At 67.1% G+C, this 15858-nt stretch carries 13 protein-coding genes; 7 read left to right on the forward strand and 6 right to left on the reverse strand.

Translation table 11 applies throughout. The annotated features are described in order from the left end of the window. Positions 1-6: 6 nt before the first annotated feature. Together DF286_RS12995 and DF286_RS13000 are read right to left on the reverse strand one after the other, a co-directional pair. Positions 7-240 (reverse strand): hypothetical protein, encoded by a 234-nt coding sequence (locus DF286_RS12995; RefSeq protein WP_146193628.1) that lies wholly within the window; start codon positions 238-240, stop codon positions 7-9. A 146-nt stretch (positions 241-386) separates the two neighbouring features. Beyond that, positions 387-1307, reverse strand: a complete 921-nt coding sequence (locus DF286_RS13000; protein WP_109271830.1) for an SPOR domain-containing protein — start codon at positions 1305-1307, stop codon at positions 387-389. A gap of 195 nt (positions 1308-1502) precedes the next feature. On the opposite strand from DF286_RS13000, the gene DF286_RS13005 reads away from it, so the two are divergent. From DF286_RS13005 to DF286_RS13015, 3 genes are read left to right on the forward strand one after another with little or no spacing between them, the layout of a single operon-like run. Then, positions 1503-2222, forward strand: coding sequence for a ParA family protein (locus DF286_RS13005; protein WP_109271831.1), 720 nt, complete (start codon positions 1503-1505; stop codon positions 2220-2222). Between the two features lie 16 nt (positions 2223-2238). Beyond that, positions 2239-2883: a hypothetical protein gene (locus DF286_RS13010; RefSeq protein WP_109271832.1), complete on the forward strand. Its 645-nt coding sequence runs from the start codon at positions 2239-2241 to the stop codon at positions 2881-2883. A gap of 17 nt (positions 2884-2900) precedes the next feature. After that, on the forward strand, positions 2901-4268 hold the full coding sequence (locus DF286_RS13015) for an SPOR domain-containing protein (RefSeq protein WP_109271833.1): 1368 nt from the start codon (positions 2901-2903) through the stop codon (positions 4266-4268). Positions 4269-4306: 38 nt separating this feature from the next. On the opposite strand, the gene DF286_RS13020 is transcribed toward DF286_RS13015, so the two are convergent. Genes DF286_RS13020 through DF286_RS13030 form a run of 3 tightly spaced genes read right to left on the reverse strand, consistent with a single transcriptional unit; the run spans position 4307 to position 9137 of the window. Next, the gene (locus DF286_RS13020) at positions 4307-5239 is read right to left on the reverse strand and encodes an aspartate carbamoyltransferase catalytic subunit (protein ID WP_109271834.1); all 933 of its coding nucleotides are present in this window, start codon (positions 5237-5239) and stop codon (positions 4307-4309) included. A gap of 34 nt (positions 5240-5273) precedes the next feature. Next, on the reverse strand, positions 5274-8870 hold the full coding sequence (mfd, locus tag DF286_RS13025) for a transcription-repair coupling factor (RefSeq protein WP_109271835.1): 3597 nt from the start codon (positions 8868-8870) through the stop codon (positions 5274-5276). Next, on the reverse strand, positions 8871-9137 hold the full coding sequence (locus tag DF286_RS13030; RefSeq protein WP_109271836.1) for an FAD assembly factor SdhE: 267 nt from the start codon (positions 9135-9137) through the stop codon (positions 8871-8873). A 68-nt stretch (positions 9138-9205) separates the two neighbouring features. On the opposite strand from DF286_RS13030, the gene recG reads away from it, so the two are divergent. Next, entirely contained in the window at positions 9206-11263 is a 2058-nt protein-coding gene (gene recG / locus DF286_RS13035; RefSeq protein ID WP_109271837.1) for an ATP-dependent DNA helicase RecG, read from the forward strand. A 94-nt stretch (positions 11264-11357) separates the two neighbouring features. On the opposite strand, the gene tyrS is transcribed toward recG, so the two are convergent. Beyond that, on the reverse strand, positions 11358-12587 hold the full coding sequence (tyrS, locus tag DF286_RS13040; RefSeq protein WP_109271838.1) for a tyrosine--tRNA ligase: 1230 nt from the start codon (positions 12585-12587) through the stop codon (positions 11358-11360). Between the two features lie 59 nt (positions 12588-12646). On the opposite strand from tyrS, the gene DF286_RS13045 reads away from it, so the two are divergent. From DF286_RS13045 to DF286_RS13055, 3 genes are read left to right on the forward strand one after another with little or no spacing between them, the layout of a single operon-like run. Next, a complete protein-coding gene (locus tag DF286_RS13045; RefSeq protein ID WP_109271839.1) occupies positions 12647-13174 on the forward strand; it encodes a DOMON-like domain-containing protein in 528 nt (175 codons plus the stop codon). After that, positions 13171-14376: an exo-beta-N-acetylmuramidase NamZ family protein gene (locus DF286_RS13050; protein ID WP_109271840.1), complete on the forward strand. Its 1206-nt coding sequence runs from the start codon at positions 13171-13173 to the stop codon at positions 14374-14376. Before DF286_RS13045 ends, DF286_RS13050 begins: the two co-directional genes overlap by 4 nt. After that, complete coding sequence (locus tag DF286_RS13055; protein ID WP_109271841.1) at positions 14373-15839, forward strand: tetratricopeptide repeat-containing sulfotransferase family protein; 1467 nt, start codon at positions 14373-14375, stop codon at positions 15837-15839. The genes DF286_RS13050 and DF286_RS13055 overlap by 4 nt, the downstream gene beginning before the upstream one ends. Positions 15840-15858: the final 19 nt, after the last annotated feature.

Below are 15858 nucleotides of genomic sequence, written 5' to 3' on the forward strand. Positions count from 1 at the left end.
GCCGGCTCATATCCGAGGTGATGGCGGCGAGCGCGAAGGCAACCGACTGCTCGCCGCTTCGAAGCCGATGGCGATGCCGTCGTCGGCGACCGAGCATACCGTCCCGGCAATCGCGCCGGCTTCCGGATGCTGGAGCTCGACACCAGCGCCGAGCGGCGGACGGGCGTTGGTTTCGAGGAAGGCGCCGGTGGCGGAGACGTCGCGCAGCGCCGCCGGCGTCGGCAGGTCGGCGATCAGCACGCACATGCTGCGTCGCCGCCATCGTGATGCCATGGCCGACGCGCCGACAAATTGCGGCCTTGCTCCCATCGTTCCTCCCCCTCGATACGCTTCCCCGCGGCGACGCTAGGGGAGGGGGCACGAAAAATTCGTTAAGCTGGCGCTCCCTAGGGCGCGACGATGTAGCAGCCCTGTCCCGCCGCCTTGACCGAAGCGCAAAGGCCCTCCGCGGCGGCTTTGTCGGCCAAAGGCCCGACGCGCAGGCGGGTCAGCTTGCCCGCGGGTTCGTAATAAGGGTGCAAGCCCTTGAGAGCCGCGATCTTCTTGCTCGCGGCCGTCCATTGCTCGCGCGCGGAATCGGCGCTGCTATAGGCACCCAGTTGGACGCGCCAGCGGCCGGTTGCGACGGGAGCCGCTGCGGGTTTTGCGGCAGGGGTCTTGGCGGCAGGAGCGGGCTTCGCCGCTCCGGCGACCCGGGGCGGCTTCGGTGCCGGTCCCTTGGGCGGGCTGGCTACGCTGCCGCCATTCCCGATCTGCCGAGCCAGAGCTATGCCCTTCTGGCGGTCGGCGGCGGGAACATATTTGTCCATTTCGGCCAGGCTATTCGCGGCGGGAGGCAGACCGGCGGCGGCAGCGCGCGTCATCATCGCGTAGGCGCGCGGCCAGTCTTTGGCCACGAGATCGCCATTGAAGTGCGCCGTGCCGAGCACATAGAGCGCGCGCGGATCGCCCCGGTCCGCCGCCTTCTTGATCCAGGGCATCGCTTCGGCGCGCTTGCCCGTATCGAACAGTAGGATGCCGAGATTGGCCTGCGCCTTCTCATGGCCCTGCTGCGCGGCCTTTTGATACCAGCTTTGCGTGATGCGAAGGTCCTTGGGCACGCCTTTGCCGAAGCGATAGGCCTGGCCCATGTTGAACTGCGCGTCGGCGTCGCCTTTGTCGGCGAGCGGGCGCCATTCGGCGACAGCGGCGGTGAAATTGCCGGCGTTCCAGGCGTCGACGCCCGCCTTGACGTCGGCGGCGGCGGGCGCGGCAAGGAAGGCCGCAACAGCGGTCGCGGCGATGAACAGATATTGGCGATGATGCATTCTGAAACCCTCCCCCAGGGCCGACAAGTCACGGACTTATCTAGCGGAAAAATGCTTAAGCCGTTCTTTACATAAAAATCAGCGGCTTCGCCATGGCCGGCCCCACACCGCCATTCCCTCGCCGGGATGTTAACCAGATTTTAGCAGCCACGGGCGCAATTCATATCCCGAAGGTCCGCGAACCGAGGGGAAATCATGCGCGTCTTGGCACTGTCGTCTCAGAAAGGTGGATCGGGCAAGACCACCCTGTCCGGCCATCTGGCCGTGCAGGCGCAGCGCGTCGGCCACGGCCCCGTCTGCCTTATCGATATCGATCCGCAAGGCTCGCTCGCCGATTGGTGGAACGAGCGCGAGGATGAAATGCCCGCTTTCGCCCAGACCACTGTCGCGCGCCTCGCCGCCGACCTCGAGGTGCTGCGCCAGCAGGGCTTCCGCCTCGCCGTCATCGACACGCCGCCGGCCATCACCATGGCGATCCAGAGCGTCATCCAGGTGGCCGAGTTGATTGTCATTCCGACTCGCCCCAGCCCGCACGACCTGCGCGCCGTGGGCGCCACGGTCGATCTCTGCGAACGCGCCGGCAAGCCGCTCATCTTCGTCGTCAACGCGGCGACGCCCAAGGCGAAGATCACCTACGAGGCCGCCGTCGCCCTGTCGCAGCACGGCACGGTGGCGCCGGTAACGCTCCACCACCGCACCGATTTCGCCGCCTCGATGATCGATGGCCGCACGGTGATGGAGGTCGACCCCAACGGCAAGTCGGCCCGCGAGGTCGCCGAGCTGTGGGACTATATTTCCGACCGGCTCGAAAAGAATTTCCGCCGCACCGTCTTTGCCGCTCCGGGCGGCATCTCGCCGCACGCGCTGCAGCGTCCCGCGGCGGGCGGTTTCGGCCGCCGCGTGGTGGGCCAGTAAGGTGGGAGGCCGGGTGATGAGCGAGCCCAAGCCCTTCGCGTCCCTCTCATCGGGCCTGCTCGCCCGCAAGGGCGCGGCCAAGCCGGCCATGCGCCCGCAAGGCTTCGGCCAGATGGGCATGGGCATGGAGGATCTCGGCTGGAACGACATGGGCTACGCGCCGCCGGCTCCGGCGGAGCCTTTGGCTGCCTATGAGAACGATATCCCCGAGCGCGTGCCGAGCAAGATTTCGGCCCTGACCCCGGCGCCCAAGCCGGGCGAGGAGCCCAGCGCCGAGCTCGACGAGCATGAGGAGATGGATTTCACCCCTCCGCCCGTCGTCGAGCAGCAGCGCGCGATCGAAGCGAGCTTCGCCGGCGCCAAGGAAGAGCCGGCGGCGGAAAAGATCCAGGTGCCGCTCAGGAAGACCAAGGCTCGGAAAGCTGCCGACGTGGTCACCCTGCCGGCGCGACCGCGCCAGGAAGCCGGCGCGAAGGCCAAGGCGGCCTTCACCCTCCGGCTCGACGCGGAACGCCATCTGAAATTGCGGCTCGCCTGCGCGGTCACCAACCGCTCGGCGCAGCAGATCGTCAGCGAGGCGCTCGACGATCTCCTCGATTCGCTGCCCGAGCTCGATGCGCTTGCGGGCCAGGTGCCGAAGAGACTCGGCAAGCCAAGCTGAGAAGCGGAGTCGTCATCATGAACAACAGCGTAGCGGTTAAACTGGCGGCTTCGACCCTGGTCATCGGCATGACCATGGTCGGGTGCACGGTCTCTCCCGAAGCCTCGCGTCCGGCGAGCCTGTCGGCCAAGGGGCCGCAGACGGGGCAGCAGGCGGCGGCCCACTACGCCCAGGCCGAGCAGGCTCTGCGGCAGGGCAAGCTCACCGACGCGCTTGTCCATGTCGAAAAAGCGGTCGAGCTCGAGCCGCGCGACGTCGGCTACCGCCTGTCGCTCGCCGACCTCTACCTCAAGAACGGCCGCTTCCGCTCCGCAGCAACCAGCTTCAACGACGTGCTGACCCTTCAGCCGGGCCATGAGCGCGCCGCGCTGAGTCTGGCACTGACGCAGATCGCGCTGGGCAATCGCTACCAGGCGACGACGCAGCTCGATCAACTCGCCGAAACCGCAAAGCCGGGCGATGTCGGTCTTGCCTACGCGCTGGCGGGTGAAACCGACCGGGCAATCGCGCTGCTCGAGCCCGCCGCCCGCGCGCCGGGCGCCGATGCTCGGGTCCGCCAGAATCTGGCGCTGGCCTACGCTCTGGCGGGCGACTGGCTGAAGGCGCGCACGACCGCCGCGCAGGACGTCTCGCCCGCCCAGATCGACGAGCGGATGGCGCAATGGGCCGCGATGGCCAATCCGGAGGCGAGCTGGACGCAGGTTGCGAGCCTGATCGGAGTCACGCCGGTGCAGGATCCGGGGCAGCCGGTGCGCCTTGCCTTGGCGCCGCAGGCTGATGACGTCCGCTTCGCTGAAGCTGCCGACGTTCCCGTCATAGCCGCCGAGCCGAAACCGACCGAAGTCGCTTTCGCGCCGGCGCCGGAGCCGGAGGAGGCGATCGTCTCTGCGCCCGTACCGGTCGCGACTCCGGAATCTCGCTTCGCCGAAGCCGTGCAGACCTTGGTCGAGCCGCAAGCCGACCTCGCTGCCGAGAGAGCGCCGATGATCCGGGCGGCGATGTCGACCTTCGAGCCCGCCAAAAAGGCGCCGCGCATCGTCGGCCGTACCGAGCGGCAGGAAGAGGTGAGGGCGGCGCTCGGCGCCAAGCCCAGCCGCTTCGTCGTCCAGCTCGGCGCGTTCAGCACGCCCCAAAATGTCGAGCGCGCCTGGGTGAAGGCGATCGATCGCTACCCGGCGGCGGCCGAGCGCGTGCCGCTCAGCACCACCGTCACCATTCCGGGCCGCGGCACCTTCCATCGCCTGTCGGTTTCCGGCTTCGACTCGCGCGCGGAGGCGAACGGCCTATGCGCCTCGATCCGCGCTAAGGGCGGTGCCTGCTTCGTCCGCGAAACGGCGGGCGACGCGCCGGTGCGCTGGGCGTCGCGCTACACGCGCAACGGCTGACGACCCTCATGCCTCCCCCGTCGCCAGGCGTGGGGGGCTTAGGATCGGGCGGACCGAGTGAATATGTCGAGGCAGGCCATCCGGACGGCGACCCCCATCTCGACCTGCTCCTGAATGAGCGAGCGCTTCGGGTCGTCCGCGATATCGCCGTCAATCTCGACGCCGCGGTTCATCGGCCCGGGGTGCATCACCGCCGCGTTCGGCGCCAGCCGGTCAAGCCGTTCGCGGGTCAGTCCGTAGAAGCTGTGATAGTCGCCGAGCGACGCCGACAGCGCCTCCTCCATCCGCTCGCGCTGGATACGCAGCATCATCACCACGTCCGTTCCGGCAATACCTTCCTCGAAATCGGTGAAGGTGGAGATGCCGGCGGGTATCGAGTCGGGAAGCAGCGCTACCGGGCCCACGAGCCGCACCTCGGCGCCGAGCAGGGGCAGGGAACGCATGTTCGAACCGGCGACGCGGCTGTGCCGGATGTCGCCGCAGATGGCGATCTTCAGTCCCTCGATCCGGCCGAAGCGGCGGCGGAGGGTAAGCGCATCGAGCAGCGCCTGGGTGGGGTGCTCGCCGCGGCCGTCGCCAGCATTGATGACCGGGCAGTCCATCACGTCGGCGACATCGGCGGCGGCGCCATTGGCTTCATGACGGATGATCAGCACGTCGGGCCGCATCGCGTTGAGAGTGAGCGCCGTGTCGATCAAGCTCTCGCCCTTCTTCACGCTGGAGGCGGCGGCGTGAAAGTTGGCGACCTGCGCCCCCAGCCGCTTGCCGGCGATCTCGAAGGAAAAGAGCGTGCGCGTGCTGTTCTCGAAAAAGGCGTTGATCTGGGTGAGGCCGACCAGCCGCCCGTCCTGCTTGCGCGGCCGCCGATTGAACTCCACCCACTGCTCCGCCTCGTCCAGGATGATGCGGATATCGTCGGCGGACAGCCCCTCGATGCCGAGGAGGTGGCGGTGGGGAAAGGCGTTGGACATTAAAGCCGCGCTGTAGCGGGGGGACGGGCCCGGCTCAAGCGGGCTCGCGCTCCTTCGCCGGCCGCGTCTCCTGCACCAATATCTTCGCCAAACCCTTGGAGAGTTGCAGCGCGCCGTTGATGCGGGCCTGCGGGTCCGGCCAGTTCCTCGAGATGACGAGCTTGCTGTCGGGGCGGAGCTTGGCCGTTCCCTTCAGCCGCTGGACATAGGCGATAAGGCCTTCGAGGTCCGGAAACTGGTCGTTGTGGAAGTGGACCAGCGCGCCCTTGGGGCCGACGTCGAGCTTCACGATCTGGGCCTTGCGGCAGATCAATTTGATCTCGATGACCTTGAGCAGGTTCTCCGTCGCTTCCGGCAGCTTGCCGAAGCGGTCGATCAGCTCGGCGGCGAAGGATTCGATCTCCTGCCGGTCCTCCAGCTCGTTCATGCGCCGGTAGAGGCCCATGCGAAGGTCGAGGTCCGGAACATAGTCCTCGGGAACCATGATCGGCGCATCTACGGTGATCTGGGGCGAGAAATCCTCGGCCCGCTCCTTTAGTCCGGCATCGCCGGCCTTGGCCTCGAGGATCGCCTCCTCCAGCATCGACTGGTAAAGCTCGAAGCCGACTTCCTTGATGTGGCCGGACTGCTCGTCGCCGAGCAGGTTGCCGGCGCCGCGTATGTCGAGGTCGTGGCTGGCGAGCTGGAAGCCCGCGCCCAGTGAATCGAGATTGGCGAGCACTTGGAGGCGCTTGTCGGCGCCTTCGGTGATGGTGCGAGTCTCGGGCGTCGTGAAATAGGCGTAGGCGCGCGTCTTGGACCGTCCGACGCGGCCACGCAGCTGGTAAAGCTGGGCGAGGCCGAAGCGGTCGGCGCGGTGGATGATGAGGGTGTTGGCGCTCGGGATGTCGAGCCCGCTTTCGACGATGGTGGTCGAGAGCAGCACGTCGTACTTGCGGTCGTAGAAGGCGGACATGCGCTCTTCGACTTCGGTCGGCGACATCTGGCCGTGGGCGGTGATGGAGCTCACCTCAGGCACCTCGTTGCGCAGAAACTCCTCGATGTCCGGCAGGTCGGCGATGCGGGGAGCGACGAAATAGCTCTGGCCGCCGCGATAATGTTCGCGAAGCAGCGCCTCGCGGACGACGACCGGATCCCAGGGCATGACGTAGGTGCGGACCGCCAGCCGATCGACGGGCGGCGTCTGGATGACCGAAAGCTCGCGAAGGCCCGACATCGCCATCTGCAAGGTGCGCGGAATGGGCGTGGCGGTGAGCGTCAGGACATGGACGTCGGAGCGGAGCGCCTTCAGCCGCTCCTTGTGGGTGACGCCGAAGCGCTGCTCCTCGTCGACGATGACGAGCCCGAGGTTTTTGAACTCGATACCCTTGGCGAGGATGGCGTGGGTGCCGATGACGATGTCGACCTTGCCGTCCTTGATGCCCTCCTTGGTCGCCTTGGCCTCGGCGGCGGGGACCAGGCGGGAGAGGCGGCCGATCTCGATCGGGAAGCCGTGGAAGCGTTCCTTGAAGGTGTTGTAATGCTGTCGGGCGAGGAGGGTGGTCGGGCAGACGAGCGCCACCTGCATCCCGGCCATGGCGGCGATGAAGGCCGCGCGCAGCGCGACCTCGGTCTTGCCGAAGCCCACGTCGCCGCAGACGAGCCGGTCCATCGGCTTGCCGGCGCCGAGATCGCCGATGACGTCGCCGATCGCCCGGTCCTGATCGTCCGTCTCCTCATAGGGAAAGCGGTCGGCGAAGGCGGCATAGCCGGTATCGGGCTCGGCGACGGCGCCGGCCCGGAGCGCCCGTTCGGCCGCGGTCTTGATCAGCTCGCCGGCGATCTCGCGAATCCGCTCCTTCATCCGCGACTTCCGCCGCTGCCAGGCTTCGCCGCCGAGCTTGTCGAGGGTCACGCCCTCGCTCTCGCTGCCGTAGCGGGAGAGGACTTCGAGATTTTCGACCGGGACGTAAAGCTTGTCGCCGCCGGAATAGGAAAGGGCAACGCAGTCGTGCGGCGCCTTCTGCACCGGAATCTGCATCAGCCCTTCGTAGCGGCCGATGCCGTGGTCGGCATGGACGACGAGATCGCCGGGGGTGAGAGTGGCGAGTTCGGTGAGGAAGGCGTCGGCGCTCTTCTTGCGCTTGCGACGGCGCACCAGGCGATCGCCGAGCATGTCCTGCTCGGTGAGCAGCGCGACCTCCTGAGTGGTGAATCCATGGTCGAGCTGGATGACGGTCAGGGCGACGCTACCTCCCCTCCCGCTTGCGGGAGGGGATTGAGGGGAGGGCTTGTCGGGTGTGGCAGCGCGCGACTTGACAGGCCCTCCCCCAGCCCCTCCCGCTGGCGGGAGGGGAGAGGAAGCACCCAAAGCTTCCTGCCAGGTGTCGGCCAGGGCGAGCTTCTTCAGTCCATGGTCCTCGAGCAGGCCCTTCAACCGCTCTCGCGCGCCGTTGGAATAGCTCGCCAGAACGACCTTGTGCTTCGCGCGCCTGAGATCGGCGACATGCGCCGCGACCGCCTCATAGAGATTGGCGTTCTGCGCCCGCTCCGGCGCGAAATCGCGGGGACCGTCCACCCCGAAATCAAGGACGCTGGCGCTTTCCGGCTCGTGGAAAGGCGTGGTCTGGTGGAGCGGCCGCTCGGCGATGATCCGCTCCCATTCCTCCCGGCCGAGATAGAGCGTGCCCGGCTCCAGCGGACGATAGCTGCCCGGGTCCGACGACTGCGCCCGCGTGCGGTTCTGGTAATAATCCTCGATCGCCTCGAAGCGGGCGTCCGCGGCGCGGGAGTCATGAGCGTCGCGGACGATGAGGTCGTCCTCCGAGAGATGATCGAACAGAGTGGCGAGCTTCTCCTCGAACAGTGGCAGCCAGTGATCGAGGCCGCTGAGGCGACGGCCTTCGGAGATCGCCTGGTAGAGCGGGTCGCCGGTCGCGGTGGCGCCGAACAGTTCGCGGTAGCGGGACCGGAAGCGCTTGATGCTCCCTTCGTCGAGCAGGGTCTCGGAGGCGGGGAGGAGGGTAAAGCCGTCCACCGAGCCGATGGTGCGCTGGGTGGCGGGGTCGAAACGGCGGACGCTCTCGATTTCGTCGCCGAAGAAGTCGAGGCGCAGCGCCTCCTCCTCGCCGGAGGGGAAGAGGTCCACCAGACCGCCGCGCACCGCATATTCGCCGGCGTCGGCGACGGTATCGGTGCGCATGTAGCCATTGGCCCGGAGCAGCACGCCAAGCTTGTCGCGATCGATGCGTTCGCCGGGAGCGAGTCGGGCGACGAGCTGGCGGATCCGGAACGGGGTAAGCGTGCGCTGGGTCGCGGCGTTGACGGTGGTGACGAGAAGCTGGGGCTTGTCGCTCTTGCGCTGCAGCGCGTGGAGCGTGGCCAAGCGTTCCGACGACGTTCGCAGCGAGGGCGAGGCGCGATCGTAGGGGAGGCAGTCCCAGGCCGGGAAGGACAGCGTCTCCAGCTCCGGCGCGAAATAATGGGCGGCGTCGACGATGGCACGCATCGCCGCTTCGTCGGGCGCGATGAAGACGGCGCGTCCCTTCGCGGCGCGCGCCAAGTCGGCGGCGAGCCAGGGCAGGAATCCGGCCGGGGCGCCGGCCAGCGTGATCGGCCTGTCGGCCGCGAGGATCGTCTTGAGGTCGGTCACTTATTCGGGGTGCTCGATATAGTTGAGGGCCTTGAGCCGGCGCATCATCGCCCCGTCCCAGCGCTCCGGCACGGGCTGGGTTCCGATCGCCCAGGCCATGATGTCGACGTCCTGCTCCTCGAGGAACGCCTCGTACCAGTCGATCTCCGCGTCGCTCCAGCCTTCATGATGCCGGTCGAAAAATCCGCCGATCAGCAGGTCGGCCTCCTTGGTACCGCGATGCCAGGCGCGGAAGCGGAGACGTTTGAGGCGGGCTTCGCGGTCCATGGGGCTCCAACGTGGAAAGGCCGCTCTGGTGAAACCAGGCGGCTTTGAATAGGAACGCTCACTTAGTCATGCGGCCCGATATTCTCAATCCGATCTTCGCTGAAGTGGAGGTGCTGAAGGGCATCGGCCCGGCGCTCGCCAAGCCGCTGAAGCGGCTGGGGCTGGAGCGTGTCGTCGACATCCTCTTCCACCTGCCGGTGAACTGGATCGACCGGAAGCGGGTCGAGATCGTCGATCAGGCCGATGCCGGGCGGGTGGTGACGGTGGAGGTGACGCCCGTCGACTATCGGCAGGGCGGGCCGCGCGGGCCGTTTCGGGTGCACGCCACCGACAAGGCCGGCAATTATCTCAGCCTCGTCTACTTCAACAATCCGGGCTGGGCGAAGAAGCAGCTCAAGATCGGCGAGCCGCGCGTCGTCTCCGGGCGGATGGACCTGTACGGGCAGGAATTGCAGATCGTCCATCCGGACTATGTGCTGCCGCCGGACGAGGCCGCGACCTTGCCGGAAAGCGAGCCCGTCTATCCGTTGTCGGAAGGGCTCACCAACAATCGCATGGGCCATCTGGCCGCCCAGGCGCTATCGCGGGTGCCGGAGCTCGCCGAATGGGTGGAACCGAGCGTGCTCGAACGGCGAGGCTGGCCAAGCTGGTCGGAAGCTCTGTCGATGGCGCACCGCATGCGTCAGGCAGGCCAGGCGCGCGAGCGGCTCGCCTATGACGAAATCTTTGCCAACCAACTCGCCTTGATGCTGGTCCGCGCCTCATCGAGGAAGCGCAAAGGCGTGCCGCTGAGGGGCGACCGGCGGCTACGGGACATGCTGAAGCTTCCCTATGCGCCCACCGGGGCCCAGGCGCGCGCCATCGCCGAGATCGAGGGCGATCTCCAGCAGGAAATGCCGATGCTCCGGCTGCTCCAGGGCGATGTCGGATCGGGCAAGACATTGGTGGCGTTGAAGGCATTGCTGATCGCCGTGGAAGCCGGCGCGCAGGGGGCGTTGCTGGCGCCGACCGAAATCCTTGCCCGCCAGCATTTCGACACTTTGTCGCGCCAACTCGCTGGGCTTCCGGTCAACGTCGCCATCCTCACCGGGCGCGAGAAGGGCAAAGCGCGCGAGGCGACCCTGATGGGCCTCGCCGACGGCTCGATCGACATCCTCGTCGGCACCCACGCCATCTTCCAGCAACATGTCACCTACAAGCGGCTTGGCCTCGCCGTGGTGGACGAGCAGCATCGCTTCGGCGTCGCGCAGAGGATGATGCTGGCGGAAAAGGCGGTGCGGCCGCCGCACCTCCTCGTCATGACTGCCACGCCTATCCCGCGAACGCTGACGCTGACCCATTATGGCGAGATGGACGTCAGCCGACTCGACGAGATGCCGCCCGGCCGCCAGCCGATCGAGACCCGCGTGCTGAGCGCGGAGCGGCTGCCCGAGGTGGTCGAAGCGCTCGGCCGTCACATCGCTGCGGGCAAACAGGCCTATTGGGTCTGTCCGCTGGTCGAGGAGAGCGAGGCCTCGGACCAGGCCGCCGCCGAGGATCGCGCCCAGACGCTCCGCCTCCGCTTCGGCGACCGCATCGGCCTCGTCCACGGCCGAATGAAGGGGCCGGAGAAGGATGCGGTGATGGAGCGGTTCCAGCGCGGCGAGCTCTCCGTGCTGGTCGCCACTACCGTCATCGAGGTCGGCGTCGACGTTCCCAACGCCACCTTGATGATCGTCGAAGGCGCCGATCGCTTCGGCTTGGCCCAGCTCCACCAGCTAAGGGGTAGGGTAGGCCGTGGCGACCAGCGCTCGGTCTGCCTGCTGCTGCGCGGCAACAGTCTCAGCGAGACGGCGCGCGCCCGCCTCGCTCTGATGCGCGAAACCAATGACGGCTTTCGTATCGCCGAGGAGGATCTGCGCTTGCGCGGTGCCGGCGAAATCCTCGGCACGCGGCAGTCGGGCGAGGCTCAGTTCCGTCTCGCCAGTCCCGAACAGATCGCGGAGCTCGCCCAGACTGCGATGGACGATGCCCGCCTCCTCGTCGACCGCGACGGCGGCCTCGAAGGCCCGCGCGGCAAGGCGGCGCGAACCCTGCTCTATTTGTTCGAGCGCGACGCGGCCGTGGGACTGCTGCGCTCGGGATAACAGCCGTCATTGCGACCCCGGCGAAAGCCGGGGAAGCAATCCAGCCTCGTAGGTCTGGATTGCCGCGTCGCTCCGCTCCTCGCAATGACAACGATCAGCGTGTCAGGAGGCCGTGCTTTTTCTTGCCGAGGCTGAGCTTCAGCGGTTCGTCGGTCTCCAGCACGATCGTGAAGGTCGGGTCGGAGATCACGACATTGTTGAGCCGCACGGCGCCTTCGCCGATCTTGCGCCGAGCCTCGCCGTTCGAGGCGGCGAAGCCGAGCACGGTCAGGGCCTGGACGATGCCGAGCCCATCGCCCTGCACCCTCAGCGTCGGCAGGGAGTCTCCCGCCGCGCCTTGCTCGAACGTCCTACGCGCCGTCTCCGCCGCCTCGGTTGCCGCGGCCTCACCGTGCGCCATCGCTGTGGCGAGGTCAGCCAGCACCTTCTTCGCCTCGTTGATTTCGCTCCCCTGGAGCGACTCCAGCCGCGCGACTTCGTCCACCGGCAGGTCGGTGAAGAGCCTCAGGAAGCGCCCCACATCGGCGTCCTGCGTGTTCCGCCAGAACTGCCAATAATCATAGGGCGGCAGCTGGTCCGCGTTGAGCCACACCGCGCCCGACATGGTCTTGCCCATCTTGCCGCCGTCGGCGGTGGTGATGAGCGGCGTCGTCACGCCATAGACTTGCGTCCCGTCGGCGCGGCGGGCGAGCTCGACGCCGTTGACGATATTGCCCCACTGGTCCGATCCGCCGAGCTGCAGCCGGCACCCGGCGCGGCGCGACAGCTCCAGGAAGTCATAGGCCTGGAGAATCATATAGTTGAATTCGAGGAAGGAGAGCGACTGCTCCCGATCGAGCCTCAGCTTGACGCTGTCGAAGGTCAGCATCCGGTTGATCGAGAAATGCTGCCCCACCTCCCGAAGGAAGGGGATATATTCGAGGGCGTCCAGCCATTCCGCATTGTCGAGCATGATCGCGTCGGTCGGCCCGTCGCCGAAGGTCAGGAAATTCTCGAACACCCGCTTGATCGAGGCGACGTTGGCCGCGATCGTCTCCTCGGTCATCAGCTTCCTCGCTTCGTCCTTGAAGCTTGGATCCCCGATCTTGCCGGTGCCGCCGCCCATCAGCACGATGGGCTTGTGCCCCGCCTGCTGGAGCCGGCGCAGCAGCATGATCTGGACCAGGCTGCCGACATGGAGCGAGGGCGCGGTCGGGTCGAAGCCGATATAGCCCGGCACGATCTCCTTCGTCGCCAAGGCATCTAGGCCCTCGGCGTCGGTCAACTGGTGGATATAGCCGCGCTCGTCGAGTAGGCGGAGGAGATCGGACTTGTACTGGCTCATGAGGCGTGCGGTTACATGGCGGATTTGAGGCTGGCAATCGGGCTGGTGACGGAGGCGGCATGCGCGTCGCGCTGAGGGTTCATCCAGACACGCCCTCCAATGCCGTGTCTCGCATCGAAGTGGAGGTAGAATCTACGAACCCCGGGAAGCTGGCGTTGCACTATCGCGTCACAGGCGAAATAGGCGAGATCCTGCTGCCGCCTCCGGCCGCGTCGACCCGAGCGGACGATCTGTGGCAGCATAGCTGCTTCGAAGCTTTCCTTCGCGACACATCGGGTACCGGCTATCACGAATTCAACTTCGCGCCGTCGACGCAATGGGCCGCCTATCGCTTCAAGGACTATCGGGAGGGGAGGAGCCTTGCCGCGGTGACTGCCCCGATTATCGGGGCCCGCGCGGATGTCGGATGCTACGAATTGCAGGCGACGCTGGCTTGGGCGGGACCTGCGCGAATGGGGCTCTCGGCCGTTATCGAGGAGCGGTCTGGCCGCAAATCCTATTGGGCGCTGGCGCATCCTCCCGGCGACCCGGATTTTCATCATTCCGATTGCTTTGCACTCCAACTCCCGCCAGCAGTTCGACCATGAAATTCGGTATCGACCGCCTCCTCGCCGATCCGGCCCTGCGCGCGCCGCTGGAGGGCAAGCGCGTGGCGCTGCTCGCCCATCCCGCATCAGTGACGGAATATCTGACCCATTCGCTCGACGCCCTCGCCGCGTCGGGTGACATCAAGCTCAGTGCCGCCTTCGGGCCGCAGCACGGCCTGCGCGGCGACAAGCAGGATAATATGATGGAGTCGCCGGACTATAACGACCCGGCGCACGGCATCCCCGTCTTCAGCCTCTATGGCGAGGTCCGACGCCCCACCGGCCAGGCGATGGGCACGTTCGATATCCTGCTCGTCGACCTGCAGGACCTTGGCTGCCGCATCTACACCTTCATCACGACCCTGCTCTACGTCCTCGAGGCGGCGGCCGAGCATGGCAAGGAAGTGTGGGTGCTCGATCGCCCCAACCCCGCCGGACGCCCGGTCGAGGGGCTCACGCTCCGCCCCGGCTGGGAGAGCTTCGTCGGCGCCGGGCCGATGCCGATGCGCCACGGCCTGACATTGGGCGAGCTGGGTCTCTGGTTCGTGGACGAGATGAAGCTCGACGTCGCCTATCGCGTCATCGAGATGGAAGGTTATGAGCCCGATGCGGCGCCCGGCCATGGCTGGCCGCTGGAGGAGCGCATCTGGATCAATCCCAGCCCCAACGCCCCGAACGTCAACATGGCCCGCGCCTATGCCGGCACGGTGATGCTCGAGGGCACGACCTTGTCCGAGGGGAGGGGCACGACCCGCCCGCTGGAGCTGTTCGGCGCGCCCGATATCGACGCCAAGGCGGTGATCGCCGAGATGCGGTCGCTCGCGCCGGAGTGGCTGCGGGGCTGCATCCTTCGCGACTGCTGGTTCGAGCCGACCTTCCACAAGCATGTCGGCAAGCTCTGCAACGGCGTCCACATCCACGCCGAGGGTCCGCGTTACGACCACGGCGCCTTCAAACCCTGGCGGCTCCAGGCGCTCGCCTTCAAGGCGATCCGCCGTCTCTATCCGGATTATCCGCTCTGGCGCGACTTCCCGTACGAATATGAGTTCGACAAGCTCGCCATCGATGTCATCAACGGCGGCCCGGCTCTCCGCGAGTGGGTCGACGACGCGGCCGCGACGCCGGAAGACCTGGAGGCGCTGACCTTGCCGGACGAGTGCGCCTGGTTGGAAGAACGGCGGCCCTATCTGCGCTATCCATGACCGCCGAGACGCCCGAAACGCTGCTCAGGCGCGCCACCGACCTGCAACGGGCCGGGCGGGTTCAGGACGCCATCGCGGCTTATGAGCAGCTGCTGGCCTTGCGGCCGGACATTCCGGCAGGCTGGTACAATCTGGGGTACCTCCAACGCTGGGCGGGGCGGTTCGAAGAGTCGCTGGTTTCCTATCAGCGCGCCCTGGACCATGGTGTCAGCCAGCCGGAGGAGGTCCATCTCAACCGGGGCGTCATCCTCGCCGATCATCTCGCCCGGAGCGATGCCGCCGAGGCGGAGCTGAAGGCCGCGCTGGCGCTCAATCCGCGCTACGTTCCCGCTTGGCTCAACCTCGGCAATCTCCACGAAGATCGCGGCCTGCGGGTCGAGGCGCGGGAGGCCTATGAGCAAGTGCTGGCGCTGGAGCCCGACCACGCGCTGGCGCTGACGCGGCTGGCCGGCCTGACGAGGGCTGCAGGTCCCGACGATCCAATGATCGATCGACTGAGGCAAGCGATCGCCCGCCCTGGCGTAAGCGCCGTCGATCGGGCGGATCTCGGCTTCGCGCTGGGTCAGGCGCTCGACGCCGCCGGAGCCTATGACGAGGCTTTCGCCGCCTATGGCGACGCCAATGCCGCCAGCCGTGCCAGCGCCGGCGCGCCCGTGCGCTACGACGCAGCGGCAGTGGAGAGCCTGATCGATCGTCTCATTGAGGCCTTCCCCGCACCGGCCGCGCGAGGTCAAGGCGAGACCGGCGCGCCGCTCTTCATCTGCGGGATGTTCCGGTCCGGCTCGACCCTGACTGAGCAGATCCTGGCGAGCCACAGCCAGGTGACTGCCGGTGGGGAGCTGAACCTGCTGCCGACCCTCATTCAGCGGGAGCTTCAGCCTTATCCGGAGGCGGCGGCGGAGGCCGGTCCCGAGAAGCTCGAACGCCTGCGCCGCGATTATTTGGAGCGGCTCCGTGCCATCCATCCCGACGCCGGTCTCGTCACCGACAAGCGGCCCGACAATTTCCTCCATATCGGCCTCATCAAGGCGCTGTTTCCGGACGCCCGGATCGTCCACACCCGCCGGGAACCGCTCGACAACATCCTGTCGATCTACTTCCTCCACCTCGACCACAGCATGCCCTATGCGCTCGACCTCATGGACACGGCCCATTGGCACGGCCAGTACCGCCGCCTGATGGCGCACTGGAAGGCGCTCTATCCGAAGGACATTTACGACCTCGATTATGAGGCCCTGGTCGCCGAGCCGCGTCCCACCATCGAGCGCCTTCTTGGCTTTTGCGGCCTCGAATGGAAGGAGTCCTGCCTCTCCTTCCATGAGGCGAACACGGCCGTCAGGACGGCAAGCGTCTGGCAGGTGCGCCAGCCCATCTACCGCCGCTCAGCCGGACGGTGGCGGAATTATGAGGCGCACCTCGGTAACGTGCGAGCGGCCCTAGAGGGCGAACAAGGGGAGCGCTGACCCGGTTCGGGCGCGCTCC

This window comes from Sphingosinicella humi (assembly GCF_003129465.1).
GTDB classification, from domain to species: Bacteria; Pseudomonadota; Alphaproteobacteria; order Sphingomonadales; family Sphingomonadaceae; genus Allosphingosinicella; species Allosphingosinicella humi.